This is a genomic window from Cryobacterium sp. PH31-L1 (assembly GCF_030063145.1).
Classification (GTDB): Bacteria; Actinomycetota; Actinomycetes; order Actinomycetales; family Microbacteriaceae; genus Cryobacterium.
The window spans coordinates 161,345-176,885 of sequence record NZ_JASISM010000003.1 but is presented as its reverse complement, the minus strand read 5'-3'; the positions used below and the strand labels follow the sequence as shown (position 1 = coordinate 176,885).

Below are 15,541 nucleotides of genomic sequence, written 5' to 3'. Positions count from 1 at the left end.
TTTGCCGGGAGCGGATGACGGGAATCGAACCCGCGCTATCAGCTTGGGAAGCTGAAGTTCTACCATTGAACTACATCCGCGTGCCCGACCGTGGATGAACAACAATCGGAACCGTGCCAGCATATCAACCCCGCGCCGCTAGGCTGGCACCGTGCTGCTCTCCGATCGCGATATTAAGGCCGAACTCAATGCTGGACGAATCGGTTTGGAGCCGCTCGACCCGGCGATGATCCAACCATCGAGCATCGATGTGCGCCTCGACCGCCTGTTTCGGCTGTTCGACAACCACAAGTACGCCTACATCGATCCGGCCGAAGACCAGCCAGAGCTAACCCACCTCATCGAGACCAAGCCCGACGAGCCGTTTATTTTACACCCGGGCGAGTTTGTGCTCGGCGCCACATACGAGCAGGTAACCCTGCCCGACAACGTTGCAGCACGCCTCGAGGGCAAGAGTTCGCTCGGCCGCCTCGGTCTGCTCACCCACTCCACGGCCGGCTTCATCGACCCCGGCTTCTCTGGCCACGTCACGCTCGAGCTCAGCAACGTCGCGACCCTGCCGATCAAACTCTGGCCCGGAATGAAGATCGGCCAGCTGTGCTTCTTTCAGCTCAGCTCCCCGGCGGAGAAGCCATACGGCTCAAGCGAATACGGCTCCCGCTACCAGGGGCAGCGTGGCCCGACGGCGTCGAGATCATTCCAAAACTTTCACCGCACCACCATCAGCGAGCCGATCGCCGCGAGCGACTGAAAGCGGATGCCTGCGGGTAATCTGCAGGTAACCTCGCGTCGGGTAAAATCTGGGTATGACCTCCATGCCCACCCGATTCGACGAGGCGCTCGTCGCTGCCGGCCCAACCCCGGAATACCCCGGGCGCATGCATCGCTTCGGCCAGATGGTCGGCTCTTGGGCAGCCAAAGGCACCCGCCTCGACGAGACCACCGGCGAGTGGATCGAACGCGACTTCATCTGGATGGTCGAGTTCATCCTCGACGGCCGGGCCGTGCAGGACGTCGAGGTGGTCGCGAGCACGACGCATCCGTCTGGGTTTGAAACCGTTGCCACCACCGTGCGCGTCTACGATTCCCTGGCCGGGGCCTGGCGCGTGAGCTATTTCGCGCCGGCTCTCGGCGAGTACTGCCAGCTCATAGCCACCCCGTATCGCCACGGCGTGCGGCAGGAGGGCACCCGCACTGACGGTCGCCCGATCCGCTGGAACTTCACTGCCATCACCCCCGACAGCTACAAGTGGGAGGGCTGGGTCTCCGCCGACGAGGGTGCGACCTGGCAACTGATCGAACACAACGAGGCCACCCGCATCCGCTAGTCGTCATCGACGCAAGCGGATGCCGGCGGCCCTCGCGAGAACTACAGTTCGAACTTGAACCCGAGGTCGGCGGGGTACTCGCCGAGCGCAGTCAGGTTCGCCGCAGCGGCCTGCAGAGCTGCCAGGGTGAGACCGAGAGTGCCGGGACCGAAGCTGACCCGGGAGACGCCGAGCTCGGCGAGGCGCTTCAGCGGCACGAGTCCGGGGGCGCCGATCACGGAGATTTTGCCCTTGACCTGTTCGATCGCCCGGGAGACCTTCTGCTCGTCGGTGAGACCGAGAAAAAAGATGACGTCGGCACCGGCACCGAGATAGGCGTTGGCGCGGGCGACGGCCTCGTCCCAGTCACCGCCACCGGCCAGGGTGTCCACGCGCGCGTTGATCACGAGCGGAATACCGCTCTGGTCGGCGCCGGTGCGGGCTGCGGCCACGCGGGCGGCAGCGGTCTCGATGTCGAACTGGGGCGCCTTCGGGGCGCCGACCGAGTCTTCGATATTGATGCCGACGATGCCGGATTCCTCGATGAGGCGACGAACGTTGCGGGTCACGCCCGCGGCATCCGGCGAATAGCCCTTTTCGAAGTCGGCCGAGACCGGCAGATCCACCGCGCTGGCGATGATCGTGGCGGCACGGATGGCTTCATCGAGTGAGAGGCCTTCACCGTCTGGCAGGCCGCGCACGTTCGAGATGGAGTGGCTCGCGGTGGCGAGGGCCTGGACGCCGGCGGCGTCGGCCACGATCGTGGCGGTGATGGCATCCCACACGTTGGTAACGATGAGGGGGTCGCCGGGCACGTGCAGCGAGAGTAAAAGTTCGGCCTTCTGGAGCTGGGTAAGTGTCATGCGCTTCAGTCTGACCGGCTTCTGGCCCCCAAGCGAGGGAACATCCCCATTTCAGCGGATGCTCAGGCAAACGACCGTTGGCGCCCAGGCAGTGGAGCGTCGTCGTTCGGCGCGCCAGCTGCGCGTGAGCGCGCCAGCTGTAAGTGGCGCGCTCACCGATTACGGGCGTGCCGAGACTTTCCGTCACACGGCCGCGCTGCCACCAGCCCGATTAGCGAATCTGCTGCTGTTTGGCCGAGACGGGAATGAGCAGCAGCAGGCCGAGCAGCAGCACGAGCATGATGCCGAGAATGCCCCAGTAGGTCTCGCCGAAGATGGTCACCGCCAGCGCGAAGGCAGCCGGGGCGAGAAAGCTCACGGCCCGACCAGTCGTGGCGTAGAGCCCGAAGACCTCGCCCTCGCGGCCCACCGGGATGAGTCGGGCGAGAAACGTGCGGCTGGCCGACTGGGCCGGACCGACGAACAAGCACAGTGCCAGCCCTGCGGTCCAGAACACGATCTGCCCTCCGTCGTGCAGAACGAACACCAGAAGCCCGCTCACCAGGAGCCCGACCAGAGCGGTCACGATCACGGGCTTCGCACCGAGGCGGTCGTCGAGCGCGCCGACGCTCATGGTGGCAATACCGGCCACCACGTTCGCCGCGATGGCGAAGATGATGACCTCGCCGGGGGAGAATCCGAAAACGGATGCCGCGAGCACGCCTCCAAAAGTGAAGACGCCGGCCAGGCCGTCGCGGAACACCGCGCTCGCAATGAGGAAGTACACCGTCTGGCGGCTGGTCCTCCATAACCGGGCAATGTCGTGGGCGAGCACAATATAACTTCGAAAGAAACTGACTCTTTCGCGGCGTACGGCCTGCGGCGCCCGGTACTCCGGCACTCGCAACAGCACGGGGAGCGCGGACAGTCCGAACCAGGCAGCCGCTAGCAACATGGACACACGCACAGCCAGGCCGTTGTCGCCGGTTACTCCGAACAGGCCAACGTCGGGCTGAATAAAGCCGAAGTAGACGATGAGCAACAGCACGATGCCGCCGAGGTAGCCCATGCCCCAGCCGAACCCGCTCACCTTGCCGATCGTGCGCGGCGTTGATACCTGGGCGAGCATGGCGTTGTAGTTGACCGCGGCGAATTCGAAGAAGACGTTGCCGGCGGCGACCAGGAACAGGCCCAGTAGAAGGTAGCTTGGGCTCGCCTGCACGAAGAACATGGCTGCGGTCATTGCGACGACGATGAAGGTGTTGACGCCGAGCCAGAATTTACGGCGACCCGAGGTGTCGGAGCGTTGCCCGGTGATCGGGGCAAGCGCCGCGATAACCAGGCCGGCAATGGCGAGCGCCCAGCCGAGCTGGGCCGAGATGACGTCTTCGTCGCCGAATGATGAGCCTGTTATGTAGACAGTGAAGACGAAGGTCGTGACTACGGCGTTGAACGCTGCCGACCCCCAGTCCCAGAATGCCCAGGCCACCACCCGCCCGCGCGTTGGAGCGGCACCAGCGTCTACGGCGACAGTCTCGGTCATGTGCACAATCTACTGCCCCGGAGTAAACAGGTGGGTTTGGCCGCCGCGCGGCTGAGGTGGCAGCATCCGCTTGTTGAAAGTTGAGTCACTCACACTCAACTTTCAGCCTCCAGAATTGACACCGGCTAAGCCGGTCTGGGAGACTTGAGTCATCGAGGCTCAAGTCTTGAGATTACTTTGTAGTTCGTTTCGCACATGATTGAAGGAGAACAACCCACATGGCTCGTGCAGTAGGTATTGACCTCGGAACCACCAACTCTGTGGTGGCCGTGCTCGAAGGTGGAGAACCCACCGTCATCGCCAACGCTGAAGGCTTGCGCACCACCCCCTCGGTGGTCGCGTTCACCAAGGACGGCGAGGTTCTCGTCGGAGAAACCGCCAAGCGCCAGAACGTCACCAACGTCGACCGCACCATCTCCAGCGTCAAGCGCCACATGGGCACCGGCTGGACCGTCGGCATCGACGACAAGAAGTACACCCCGCAGGAGATTTCGGCGCGTATTCTCGCCAAGCTCAAGCGTGACGCCGAGCAGTACCTGGGCGAAAAAGTCACCGACGCCGTCGTGACCGTGCCCGCGTACTTCAATGACGCCGAGCGTCAGGCCACCAAGGAGGCCGGCGAGATCGCCGGACTCAACGTGCTGCGCATCATCAACGAGCCCACCGCCGCCGCGCTGGCCTACGGCCTCGACAAGGGCAAGGAAGACGAGCTCATTCTGGTCTTCGACCTCGGAGGCGGAACGTTCGACGTATCGCTGCTCGAGGTGGGCAAGGATGACGACTTCTCCACCATTCAGGTGCGCTCGACCGCCGGCGACAACCGCCTCGGCGGCGACGACTGGGATCAGCGCATCGTTGATCACCTGATCAAGCGCTTCAAGGAGACCACCGGCGTTGACGTGTCGAAGGACAAGATCGCCAAGCAGCGCCTCAAGGAAGCTGCCGAGCAGGCCAAGAAGGAACTCTCTTCGAGCATGTCGACGAGCATTCAGCTGCCCTACCTCTCGCTGACCGAAAACGGTCCGGCCAACCTCGACGAGACGCTCACCCGCGCCCAGTTCGAGAAGATGACCGAAGACCTGCTCGACCGCACCAAGAAGCCCTTCCAGGACGTCATCCGGGAGGCCGGCGTCAAGGTCGGCGACATCGCCCACGTCGTTCTCGTCGGTGGTTCCACCCGCATGCCCGCCGTCTACGAGCTCGTCAAGAGCGAGACCGGCGGCAAGGACCCGAACAAGGGCGTCAACCCGGACGAGGTCGTCGCTGTCGGCGCCGCGCTCCAGGCCGGCGTGCTGAAGGGCGAGCGCAAGGACGTTCTGCTCATCGACGTCACCCCGCTGAGCCTCGGAATCGAGACCAAGGGCGGCATCATGACGCGCCTGATCGAGCGCAACACGGCCATCCCGACCAAGCGCAGCGAAACCTTCACCACGGCCGACGACAACCAGCCGTCCGTTGCGATCCAGGTGTTCCAAGGCGAGCGCGAGTTCACCCGCGACAACAAGAACCTCGGAACCTTCGAGCTCACCGGCATCGCTCCGGCGCCGCGCGGAATTCCGCAGGTCGAGGTCACCTTCGACATCGACGCCAACGGCATCGTGCACGTGTCCGCCAAGGACAAGGGCACCGGAACCGAGCAGTCGATGACCATCACGGGCGGTTCCTCGCTCGCGAAGGAAGACATCGAGCGTATGGTGCGCGAGGGTGAAGAGCACGCCGCAGAAGACAAGCGTCTGCGCGAAGTCGCCGAGACCCGCAACACGGCCGAGCAGCTCGCCTACTCGATCGAGAAGCTGATCAAGGACAACGTCGACAAGCTGCCCGAAGACGTGAAGAATGAGGTGCAGACTGACGTCGACGCTCTCAAGTCCGCTCTCGCCGGCGACGACGAGGACGCGGTGAAGAGCGCGTTCGACAAGCTCAATGAAAGCCAGGGCAAGCTCGGCGAAGCCATCTACAAGTCCAGCCAAGCGGATGCCGCAGCCGGGGCTGACGACGCCGGCACCGACGAGACTCCCTCCGACGAGAACAAAGACGAAGACGTTGTCGACGCCGAGGTTGTGGACGACGACGAAGACGACAAGAAGAAGTAGGCCGCAACTATGGCTGACAAGAAACATCCAGACAACGACGCTGCGGGGGTGCCCGATGACGGCACCGCCGCAGCTGGCGGGCCGGCAGAAACGGCGGCCGCTGCGGCATCCGCTGCTGACGGCGATGCGGCGGCTTCGGCCGACGGCATCGAAGAAGACGAACTGACCGTTCAGGACATCCTGGACGCGGCGGAGCGCGAAGCTGCTGAGCCGACGAGCGAACACCTCGCCGATCTCAAGCGCGTCACGGCCGAGTACGCCAACTACCGTCGGCGCACCGAAGCCAACCGTGCCATCGAGAAAGAGCGCGTGACCGGGGATATCGTCAAGGTGCTGATTCCAGTACTCGACGACATCTACCGTGCTGAAAAGCACGGCGATCTCGTGCCCGACTCTGCTTTCGCCACGATCGCGGCCAAGCTGCGGGCGAGCGTTGAGCGTCTCGGACTGACCTCATTCGGTACGGTCGGCGAACCGTTCGACCCGAACATGCACGAGGCGATCTTCCAGCAGCCGAGTGCCGCCGTCGACACCGAAACCGTGGGCGACGTCGCGGAGACGGGGTACTACCTCGGCTCCACGCTGCTGCGCGCGGCCAAGGTCGTCGTTCAGGTACCGAGCGATGGCTAGCCAGGACTGGTTCGACAAAGACTTCTACAAGGTTCTCGGGGTATCGAAAGATGTCACGCCGGCCGAGTTGAAGAAGGCGTACCGCAAGCTGGCTCGCAAATACCACCCGGATTCCAACCCGGGGAACCCCGCCGCTGAGGCGAAGTTCAAGGAGCTCAGCGAGGCGCACTCGGTATTGAACGACCCCGCGCAGCGCAAGGAATATGACGCCGTGCGGGCCATGGGCAGCGGGGCGCGGTTCGCCGCGCCCGGCGGCCGGGCCCAGAGCGGCGGGTTCGAGGACGCCTTCGGGGGCATGTTCGGCGGCGGAAGCCGTCAGCAGAGCTATACCTTCGAGCAGGGCGGCTTCGACGACATCCTCGGGGGTATGTTCGGACGCGGTGGTGGCGGTGGGGGCGGCTTCGGCAACCCCACCGGCGGCTACCGTGGGTCGGGCGCGCCCACCCGCGGCCGAGACGTGATCGCTTCGACGACCATCGACTTCATCACGGCCACCCAAGGCGACCAGATCAGCCTGCAGACGCAGGATGGTCGACCGATCAAGGTCAAGGTTCCGGCCGGTGTCGCCGACGGGCAGAAGATTCGCCTGCGCGGCAAGGGTCAGCCCAGCCCGGACGGCGGAGAGACCGGCGATATCGTGCTCACGATCACCGTGCGCAAGCATCCGGTGTTCGAACGTGACGGCCTCAACCTGCGCGTGACCGTGCCGGTGACTTTCGTCGAGGCCAGCCTCGGCGCGACGATCGAGGTGCCCACCCTAGGCGGAAGCCCGGTCAAACTGCGCGTAGCTCCGGGCACTCCCGGTGGCCGCGTGCTGCGGGTCAAGGGCCGCGGCGTCACCACGGCCAAGGGCACCGGCGATCTGCTCGCCGTCGTGCAGGTCGCGGTACCGTCGCACCTCTCGAAGGATGCGGAAGAGAAACTCGCCGCGTTCGCCGAGGCGCTGCCCAAGGAAAACCCGCGCGATGAATTGATCGCGCGGGCGAAGGGCTGATCATGGACGAGACCACCCGGGTTTTCGTGATTTCCACGGCCGCTGAGCTTGCGGGAATGCACCCGCAAACCCTGCGCCAATACGATCGCCTGGGACTCGTCAGCCCGGAACGCACCCCCGGCAAGAGCCGCCGGTACTCCATGCGCGACGTGGCAAAGCTCCGTGAAATTGCGGAACTCGGCTCTGAGGGCGTGAGTTTGGAAGGCATCCGTCGTATCCTCGAACTCGAGGATCACGTGCGCGGTCTCGAAAACCGTGTGCGCGAGTTGGAATCGACGCTCGCCGATGAACTACTGAACCGTCCGGGCCGCCGCGTTTTCGCGGCTGGCTCGGCCGGCGACGTCATTTCAATGAAGGCGGGCACTCGCACCAGGCGCAGCAACCAGATTGTCATCTGGCGGCAGCCCAGACCATAGTCAGCTCCACGTTTTTGTTTCACAGCACGAACTGGTTGCACCAGCACCACTTTCAGGGGGAACCATGTCCGAATCGGGCACGCACGACCAGTCCGCGACGCGGAACACCAACACGTATTCGAAAAACATCGTGAACGAATTCGACTTCGATCGACTGCGCCGTCGCCCTGATATCGAGGCCGAGAACCTGTTCGCCGTCGATGCCAGCGACCGGCTGATCCTCGATGAGGCCGCCGGCGCGCTCGCCGCCTACCGTTCCGGCGGAGTCGTGGTACTCGAGGATCGCTACGGCGCCCTCACCCTCGGTGCCGCAGCCCTGCACGGCGCCCGCGGTATCCGGGTCTACCAGGATGCCCTCTCGGGCGAATACGCGCTCGACAGCAACGCCTCCGGCGTCAACCTGACGGACGCCTACCGCTCCCTTCCGCTCGATGTCGAGCTCCTGAAGGACGCCCACGTCGTGCTGCTGCAGCTGCCGAAAAGTCTCGACGCGCTCGACGAAATCGCTGGCGCCATCGCGAAGTACGCGGCGCCCGACGTGATCGTTTTCGCCGGTGGCCGCATCAAGCACATGACCGTGAGCATGAACGAGGTGCTGCGCCGCCATTTCGGCGCCCTGAACGTGCGCCCGGCCCGCCAGAAGTCGCGCGTGCTGATCGCATCGTCGCCCATGGCAACGTCAACCACCGACTGGCCACACACCGAAAAGCACGACGACTTCGACCTGACCGTACGCGGCCACGGCGGCGTTTTTGCCGGAACCAGCATCGACATCGGCACCCGGGCGCTGCTCGAGGTGCTCGACCGCATGAAGCCCGACGCCGAACGTGCCATCGACCTCGGCTGCGGTACCGGAGTGCTTGCCGCAGCCCTCGCCGTTCAGCGACCCCTGCTGCGGGTGCTCGCGACGGATCAGTCGGCCGTGGCCGTCGCATCCGCTCGCGCAACCGTCGACGCCAACGCGCTCGCCGATCGGGTCACCGTCGTGCGCGCCGACGGCCTGTCCGGCCAGGCGGATGACTCGGCCGACCTGATCCTGCTCAACCCGCCGTTCCACATCGGAGCGTCGGTGCACGCCGGCCTCGCCGAGAAGCTGTTCAACGACGCGGCGCGAGTACTTGCGCCGGGCGGCGAGCTGTGGACGGTATGGAACACGCACCTCGGTTACCGCCCGATGCTCACCCGCATCGTCGGATCGACCCGCCAGGTTGGCCGCAACACCAAGTTCACGGTGACGGTGTCGACCGGTCGCTAGGGGATTGACCAGGGGTCAGGCGCGCACGAGCGGCTCGCCGTTCAGCACGTCGAGCTGCCACGCCGGGGTGTTGTCGCCGTGGGCGTGGTGATGGTGCACGAGGTTGAGCGAGGCGTTGCTGATGCTCTCGATGCGCGCGTCGAGAGCCTGAGCGAGGCTCAAACGGATGAGCGTGCCGTGCGCGACGACGATGATGCGGGCTCCGGGGTGCTCGCGGGCCAGCTCGCCCAGGGCATCGATACCCCGAGCAGCGACTGCTTCCTCGGTCTCGGCGCCGTGGAATCCGCCGGGAAAACGCAGCGCGTCGAGTTCAGCGCCGGCACTGAGGCCCTCGGCTGGCCCGTAATTGCGCTCGATCAGACCCGGAATGCGCCGGGCTTCGTCGAGTCCGAGCTGTTCGCCGATGAGGTCGGCGGTTTCTGCCGCACGTGACAACGGGGACGAGACGATGAAGTCCCAGTCGTAACGCTTCAAGGGGGCGACGGCATCCGCTGCCTGGCCGCGCCCCACGTCGTTGAGCGGGATGTCGGTGGCGCCCTGAATTCGCGCGGCGGCGTTCCAATCGGTCTGGCCGTGGCGGATGAGGGCGAAGGTCGTCGTCGTGGTCACCCGTCTATTCTGCCTTGGCCGACTGGGAGTGTGCGACGGGCCAAGATCTCTCGACCCGGCGCAGCCCAGGCCAGTCGCACGAGGCGCGTAACCGACCAGCCGAACAGTACGACCAGTAGAGCGTTGCGCGCGGTGAGCAGGAGCAGCGAGAACAGGTCGCCATCAATGAGCGGCAGGTAGAAGATGGGAAAGATCAGCGTGGTCAATGCCGAGATGGCCAGCATCAGCACGGCCGGCACCCGCCACTGGGCCCAGCTTGTGGCCACACCGACCGCGACCACCGGCACCAGCCACAGCATGTACTGCGGCGACCCCACCTTGTTGAAGACGATGAAGGCGCTGACCAGGGCGAGCGCGCCGACCAGCAGCAGCTGGGCGGCATCCGTTCGGCGGTGCTGGGCAATCAGCATCAGTACGAAGATCGCCGCTATGGCACCGAACATGACCGGCGTCATCAGTGAGGCGACCAGCCCGGTGCCGGGGCCGGTGACCTCGCGGGTGGCGATGGTGAAGTTCTCGTAGATGACCGTGCTGTGGTGGCCGAGCGTGGCCAGCCACACCCACGGGGTGGTGATGGGCGCCTCGAGTTGCAGGGCACGGTCAGATTGTTCGGTGACGAATCCGGTGAGGAATTGCAGGCCGCCCAAGAGCCAAACGGATGCCGCCACCCCCGCCGACAGTATTGCTCCGGTGAGCACCACCGTGCGTCGGCGGGGCGAGACAGTGACCACCGCGAGCACGACGGCGGCCGGCCAGACCTTGATCCACGTGGCGAGGGTCAGCGCAGCCGCAGCGACAATCGGCCGCTTCGCGAGCAGCACGAGTGAGACGATGACCAGTGGCGCCGTGATTCCTTCCAGTCGCAGCAATCCCACCGGACTCAGCAGAAACGACGCGAACAACCAGTACCAGGCCGATTTGAAGCCGCTACGGCGGCGTCCCCAATCGGTGAGCGCCCCGACCGCGATGGCGTTCAAGGCGGCCGTCAGCAGAAACCAGAGCAGTTGGTAGAGCAGGGGGCCGGCGATGCCCGCGAAGGCGATCGGGAGCATGGCGCCGATCGGGTACACCCACTCGGTGTCGATGCCCTGCCAGTCGCCGTGCTCCAGGCCGAGTTCAGCCCAGGTGCGGTACAGCGGCAGGTCGCCCAGAACCCCGCCGGTGAGGATGGTCGGCAGCAGCGCGAACAGGAACACCGTGTGGAGACCGAGAAAACCGAGCACGAGGGTGCGCGGGCGCTGGAGAGCGAGTCGGCGACTCGGCGTCAGCGCTCTCGCCAGTCGGGCGTCAACCCGATCGAAAATAGTGGACATTGGACCGTTTCTGCAGGTGCGAGGTGGGGCCGTCGCGTGCAGTCTAGGGGGATCGGGTGAACGCTGGGTTTCAGCTCTGGCTGCTGGCGCGCCGGGCCCATGATCTATCGTGGTCCCACTTTCCGGGACCGGGCCTGGAAAGTGGTGGTGTGGGGAAGCAGGTCAAGCCAGGAGCTCTCGAATGTCGGCGGCCGTCAGCGCGGTGCCGGCTGGGGCGCCGTCGGTCATGACACTCTCGAACAGGCGGGCCTTGGTGGCCTTGAGGGCCATGACCTTCTCTTCGATGGTGTCCTTGGAGACCAGCCGGTAGACCATGACGTTCTTGGTCTGGCCGATGCGATGCACGCGGTCGACGGCCTGGGCTTCGGTGGCCGGGTTCCACCACGGGTCGAGCAGAATGACGTAATCGGCCTCGGTGAGGTTGAGGCCGAATCCGCCGGCCTTGAGGCTGATCAGAAAGACCGAGCTGGTGCCCTCTTTGAAGTCGCTGATCGCCTTGGCCCGGTTGCGGGTCTTGCCGTCGAGGTAGGAGTACGTGATGCCGGCGGCATCGAGCCGGTCGCGTGCCTTGCCGAGGTACTGGGTGAACTGGCTGAAGATGAGGGTGCGGTGGCCCTCCGCGACGGTGTCCTCGAGCAGTTCGAGCAGGGCATCGAGTTTGGTCGACGGGATCGCGTCGTACTTCGCGTCGTACAGGCTGGCGTCGAGGCTGAGCTGGCGCAGCATGGTGAGCGAGCGAAAGATCTCAAACCGGTTCGCATTCATGTCCTCGATCAGGCCGAGGACCTTCTGGCGCTCTCGGGCGAGGTGCATGTCGTAGACCTTGCGGTGCCGCGGGTGCAGGTCGAGTTCGAGCACCTGCTCTTGCTTCTCCGGCAGGTCGCTGGCTACCTCGGCCTTGGTGCGGCGCAGCATGAAGGGACGGATGCGGCGGCGCAGCTGCGCGAGACGCTCGGCGTCGGCATCCGTTTCAATCGGCTTGCGATAGTAGTCGGCGAAGCGGCTGGGGCTCGGAAACAGTCCGGGCGCCGTGATGGAGAGCAGCGACCACAGTTCCATGAGGTTGTTCTCCATGGGCGTGCCGGTGATGGCGAGCTTGAACGGGGTGCGCAGGCGACGCGCGCAGACGTGCGCCTTGCTCTGGTGGTTCTTCACGAACTGGGCTTCGTCGAGCAGCAGGCCGGCCCAGTCCTGAGCGTTGTACTCCTCGAAGTCGAGCCGGAACAGCGTGTAGGAGGTGATCACGACATCCGCTTGGCCCATCACGTCGTGCAGGCTGGAGCCGCGCTTGCCAGCCGTCTGCGTGATGGCGACCGTGGCGAGGTCGGGCGCGAATCTGGCGCACTCGGTGGCCCAGTTCGAGACGACGCTTGTCGGGGCGACAACGAGGAACGGCTTGCGGGCGGCGCCTTCCGAGTCGCGCTGCGTGTCGCGAGCGTGGGCGATGAGGGCGATGGCCTGCAAGGTCTTGCCGAGCCCCATGTCGTCGGCGAGCACGCCGCCGAGCTGGTGGTCGTAGAGAAAACTGAGCCAGTCGAATCCGGTCTGCTGGTAGGCGCGCAGGGTGGCGTGCACGGCTGGCGGCAGTGAACGTTCGGCGATCGGTGCGGCCTCAGACAATCCCTCGACAGCGCTGCGCCACGTGGCGGCCTGTTCGGCCACGACGCCGAGCAGCTGCAGTTCGTCCCACAGGTCCGCCTGAAAGCGACTGAGACCTAGCGTGCCGGCGTTGCTCTCCTGCAGGCCGCGCGCCTCTTCGATCAGGCGGCGCAACTGCTGCAGCTCGGGTCGGTCGAGGCTGAAATAGGTGCCGCTGTCGAGGATCATCAGGTCCTGGTCGGTGGCCAGCGCTCGAAACAGGTCGTCGAAGGGAATGTCTTCGCCCTCGATCGAAACCGTCACGGCGAGGTCGAACCAGTCGCGGGTATCGGTGCTCTCGGTGGTGGCGAGGCTGATCACGGGCGCTTCGTCGGCTTCGCGGTAGCTCGGGGCGTCGGCGGAGACCTGCACGACGATGCCAGCCGCTTCGAGCTTCGTCACGGTCTCGCCGAGAAAGCTGATCATGACGGCACCGCGCAGCTCGGAGCGCTCGAGCAATCGAGCCTGGCTGATCGGGGTGGCGGGCTGCCACAGGGCCACGAACGACGTAATCGTGCGTTCGACCTCATGCAGGATAACGCTCTCTCGGGTCGCATCGCGAAAGCGGGTGTCGCCCGGGGTGGGGCGCAGGGGGTGGCGGTACAGTACGGATTCAATGCCGACCGCGGCAGTCGTGGTGTCGACGTGGTCGGCAGCGGCAACAATAGAGGATGCCACCGCCGGGCCGGGCGCAGTAGCTCCGCCCGAGCCGCCGGTCGCAGCAGTGGTTGCCGCAGCGGGCTTGGCTACGTCGGTGGGCGCGACGTACTGCCACTCCCAGGCGAGGGTGATGCGGGCATCAGTTTGGTGGGTGATAGTGAGTGCGAGCTGCGGACGGGCCGTCCTGGGCAGCTCGAACGAGGCATCGTGGCTGGTCAGAGTCAGCTTTTGCTGGAGAAAGGGGTAATAGTCGGCGAGGAATGTGGCTTCGTCGTCGGCCGGAATGTCGAAGCCGCCGGTGACCGCGAGCGCCCGAATCTCGGAGCTGACCTGCGCAATCAACGGGGCGAGAGTGAGCTGCTTGCCGGTCGCGAGCGGGTCGGCCGGGCTCAGGAAAGTATAGGCGCCGTGCGCCGGGTCCCCGATAAAACCGAATTCGGCACCGCGATGCAGCTGTTCGTTCAGTACGAGAAGCGGGCTCAGCAGCAGCCCCTCGTCGTCGCGCCGAATGTCGATCTCGAGCGCGGCCGGCGTGGGGGAGAGCAGAACGGGATTCTGGGCATCCGTCGCGCAGACCATGGGCAGACCGCTCAACTGGGCTTCGTGCAGAAGGTCCCAGAGGGCTTTGTTCTCGAAGTTGTCAAGGTAGAGCCAGTGGTCGGTATAGCTGTAATAGCGCTGACCGGTGGCCGAGAGGGCGTAGAGAGCGTTGAGAATCTTGCGGTGACCGCGGTTGTAGGTGCCCGGGGTCCAGGACAGGTTGTCCCAGGTGAGGTTGCCCCGAATCCACTTGCCTTTCTTGCCCATGACCATGGGGCGGGCGCCGAGGCGGCGGGGACCCGGGCGCCGGTTGGGACTGTAAGCGGGGTCGAGGAGGTCGAATTGCAGCGCGAGGGCCGTGCTGGTGGAGGCCTCGCCGGTCGGCTTGGCCAGAGGAGCCAGGGCCGCGCGCCAGGCCGGGACGGGCGGGCGAATCGGAACAACGGGGGACGGCGTCGGTGGCTGGTAGGCGGCCGGCACGAAGGTCGATTCGAAGACGGGGGTGCGGCGGTCGCCGATCGCTCGCACGTTGGAGGCGTTGCGCTCGGCGTTCAGCTCGGCGCGCGTACTGCGGCTGGCCAGAAGCAGAGCGGCGACGTGCTTGCAGTTGCTCCCCATCGGGCAGGTGCAGGTACCGCTGGCTCGAACGGCCTGGCCTGCGGCGTTCAGTGTGAACGAGACGAGCACGGTGTACGGCTGCGGGCTGGTGCCGCTGACGCGACCGGTGAGGTGTGTTCCCGACGGGGCCCAGGACTGTTCGGTGACATGTCCGTTGCGGGCGTATCGTTCACCGCGCGAGAACGACTGGCTGCCGACGATGCGGGCGATCTCGTGCGTGCTGAGGGAATGGGCCATAGGTGTGGGAGCTCCGTAAGAAAAAGGGACCAACCTCTATTATCTCACGGGAGGCTGGCCGCCCGCGCTCAACTCGGTGGCTCACGGGGCTGCGCGGCCGCGCGCTCGTCCCGCGGCGCTCGCGGCACTCCTTGGAGTTGGCGGCACTCCTACAAGGGGGGCCCCGAACTCTAACGAATGCCGCGACGGGGTGTATCGCCCGGCCGCGCTCGCGGCACCCCTTGGCCGTCGGGGCACTCCCAACTAGGGGTGCCCCGAACTCTAACCAGTGCCGCGACAGACGCGGAGGGCGATTAGCCCGCAGTGCGGGCCGGTGCGGCGGGCATGGGCGCGCCGGTGGCGGTGGCCTGCAACAGAGCGAGAGCCTGCGCCTCGATGTGGGTCTGCAGCACGATCACGCTCGAGGAGCGCACGACCGTCTGCGTCGCGACGATCAGGTCGAGCACCCGCTGCACGTCGGCGTTCGACCGGGCGACGACACGAGCGAGCATGTCGCTGTCGCCCGAGACCGTGTGCAGTTCGAGAATCTCCGGTATTTTGGCGAGGGCCGCGACAACGACGGCGTGGCCGGAGTCCTGCCGCACGGTGAGTGAGCAGTAGGCGGTGACCGGAAACCCGAACTCGCTCGGGTTGAGCGCCGGAGCCCAGGACTTGATCACCCCGCGGCTCATCAGTCGGTCGAGCCGGGCTTGCACCGTGGCTCTGGCCACCTTGAGCCGACGCGAGGCCTCGAGCACCGAGAGCTTGGGGCGCTCGCAGAACAGGGTGACGAGGCGGGAATCCAGAGAATCGATGTCCATGACGTGACCTTTCACGTGCCGCTAATGCTGTGGTGATGAATGTACT

The 15,541-nt window shown here is 65.5% G+C and carries 13 protein-coding genes and 1 tRNA gene; 7 read left to right on the top strand and 7 right to left on the bottom strand.

Going from position 1 to position 15,541, the window contains the following annotated elements; translation table 11 throughout:
* Window positions 1–9: 9 nt before the first annotated feature.
* Window positions 10–80, bottom strand: a tRNA-Gly gene (locus QMF22_RS07615).
* Window positions 81–151: 71 nt separating this feature from the next.
* Between QMF22_RS07615 and dcd the strand changes: the two genes are divergently transcribed.
* Entirely contained in the window at window positions 152–751 is a 600-nt protein-coding gene (dcd, locus tag QMF22_RS07610) for a dCTP deaminase (protein WP_283452005.1), read from the top strand.
* A gap of 55 nt (window positions 752–806) precedes the next feature.
* The gene (locus QMF22_RS07605) at window positions 807–1,328 is read left to right on the top strand and encodes a hypothetical protein (RefSeq protein WP_283452003.1); all 522 of its coding nucleotides are present in this window, start codon (window positions 807–809) and stop codon (window positions 1,326–1,328) included.
* Between the two features lie 41 nt (window positions 1,329–1,369).
* Here QMF22_RS07605 and QMF22_RS07600 read toward each other — a convergent pair whose 3' ends face one another.
* Both QMF22_RS07600 and QMF22_RS07595 read right to left on the bottom strand, forming a co-directional pair.
* Entirely contained in the window at window positions 1,370–2,170 is an 801-nt protein-coding gene (locus tag QMF22_RS07600; protein WP_283452001.1) for an isocitrate lyase/PEP mutase family protein, read from the bottom strand.
* A gap of 211 nt (window positions 2,171–2,381) precedes the next feature.
* Entirely contained in the window at window positions 2,382–3,692 is a 1,311-nt protein-coding gene (locus tag QMF22_RS07595; RefSeq protein ID WP_283451999.1) for an MFS transporter, read from the bottom strand.
* Window positions 3,693–3,910: 218 nt separating this feature from the next.
* Here QMF22_RS07595 and dnaK point away from each other — a divergent pair, with 218 nt between their 5' ends.
* The 5 genes from dnaK (at window position 3,911) to QMF22_RS07570 (ending at window position 9,080) form a co-directional block, all read left to right on the top strand.
* The gene (gene dnaK, locus QMF22_RS07590; RefSeq protein WP_283451998.1) at window positions 3,911–5,785 is read left to right on the top strand and encodes a molecular chaperone DnaK; all 1,875 of its coding nucleotides are present in this window, start codon (window positions 3,911–3,913) and stop codon (window positions 5,783–5,785) included.
* 9 nt (window positions 5,786–5,794) lie between these two features.
* On the top strand, window positions 5,795–6,415 hold the full coding sequence (locus tag QMF22_RS07585; RefSeq protein ID WP_283451995.1) for a nucleotide exchange factor GrpE: 621 nt from the start codon (window positions 5,795–5,797) through the stop codon (window positions 6,413–6,415).
* Window positions 6,408–7,409, top strand: coding sequence for a DnaJ C-terminal domain-containing protein (locus QMF22_RS07580; RefSeq protein WP_134468118.1), 1,002 nt, complete (start codon window positions 6,408–6,410; stop codon window positions 7,407–7,409). The genes QMF22_RS07585 and QMF22_RS07580 overlap by 8 nt, the downstream gene beginning before the upstream one ends.
* A 2-nt stretch (window positions 7,410–7,411) precedes the next feature.
* Complete coding sequence (locus QMF22_RS07575; RefSeq protein ID WP_283451991.1) at window positions 7,412–7,825, top strand: heat shock protein transcriptional repressor HspR; 414 nt, start codon at window positions 7,412–7,414, stop codon at window positions 7,823–7,825.
* Window positions 7,826–7,955: 130 nt separating this feature from the next.
* The gene (locus QMF22_RS07570; protein ID WP_283451989.1) at window positions 7,956–9,080 is read left to right on the top strand and encodes a class I SAM-dependent methyltransferase; all 1,125 of its coding nucleotides are present in this window, start codon (window positions 7,956–7,958) and stop codon (window positions 9,078–9,080) included.
* Window positions 9,081–9,095: 15 nt separating this feature from the next.
* On the opposite strand, the gene QMF22_RS07565 is transcribed toward QMF22_RS07570, so the two are convergent.
* The 4 genes from QMF22_RS07565 to QMF22_RS07550 all read right to left on the bottom strand — a co-directional run bounded on the left by QMF22_RS07565 (window position 9,096) and on the right by QMF22_RS07550 (window position 15,495).
* A complete protein-coding gene (locus QMF22_RS07565) occupies window positions 9,096–9,689 on the bottom strand; it encodes a histidine phosphatase family protein (RefSeq protein WP_283451987.1) in 594 nt (197 codons plus the stop codon).
* Window positions 9,686–11,002 (bottom strand): glycosyltransferase 87 family protein, encoded by a 1,317-nt coding sequence (locus QMF22_RS07560; protein WP_283451985.1) that lies wholly within the window; start codon window positions 11,000–11,002, stop codon window positions 9,686–9,688. Before QMF22_RS07560 ends, QMF22_RS07565 begins: the two co-directional genes overlap by 4 nt.
* 162 nt (window positions 11,003–11,164) lie before the next feature.
* Entirely contained in the window at window positions 11,165–14,695 is a 3,531-nt protein-coding gene (locus QMF22_RS07555; RefSeq protein WP_283451983.1) for a DEAD/DEAH box helicase, read from the bottom strand.
* Window positions 14,696–14,988: 293 nt separating this feature from the next.
* Complete coding sequence (locus QMF22_RS07550) at window positions 14,989–15,495, bottom strand: Lrp/AsnC family transcriptional regulator (protein WP_283451981.1); 507 nt, start codon at window positions 15,493–15,495, stop codon at window positions 14,989–14,991.
* Window positions 15,496–15,541 lie beyond the last annotated feature (46 nt).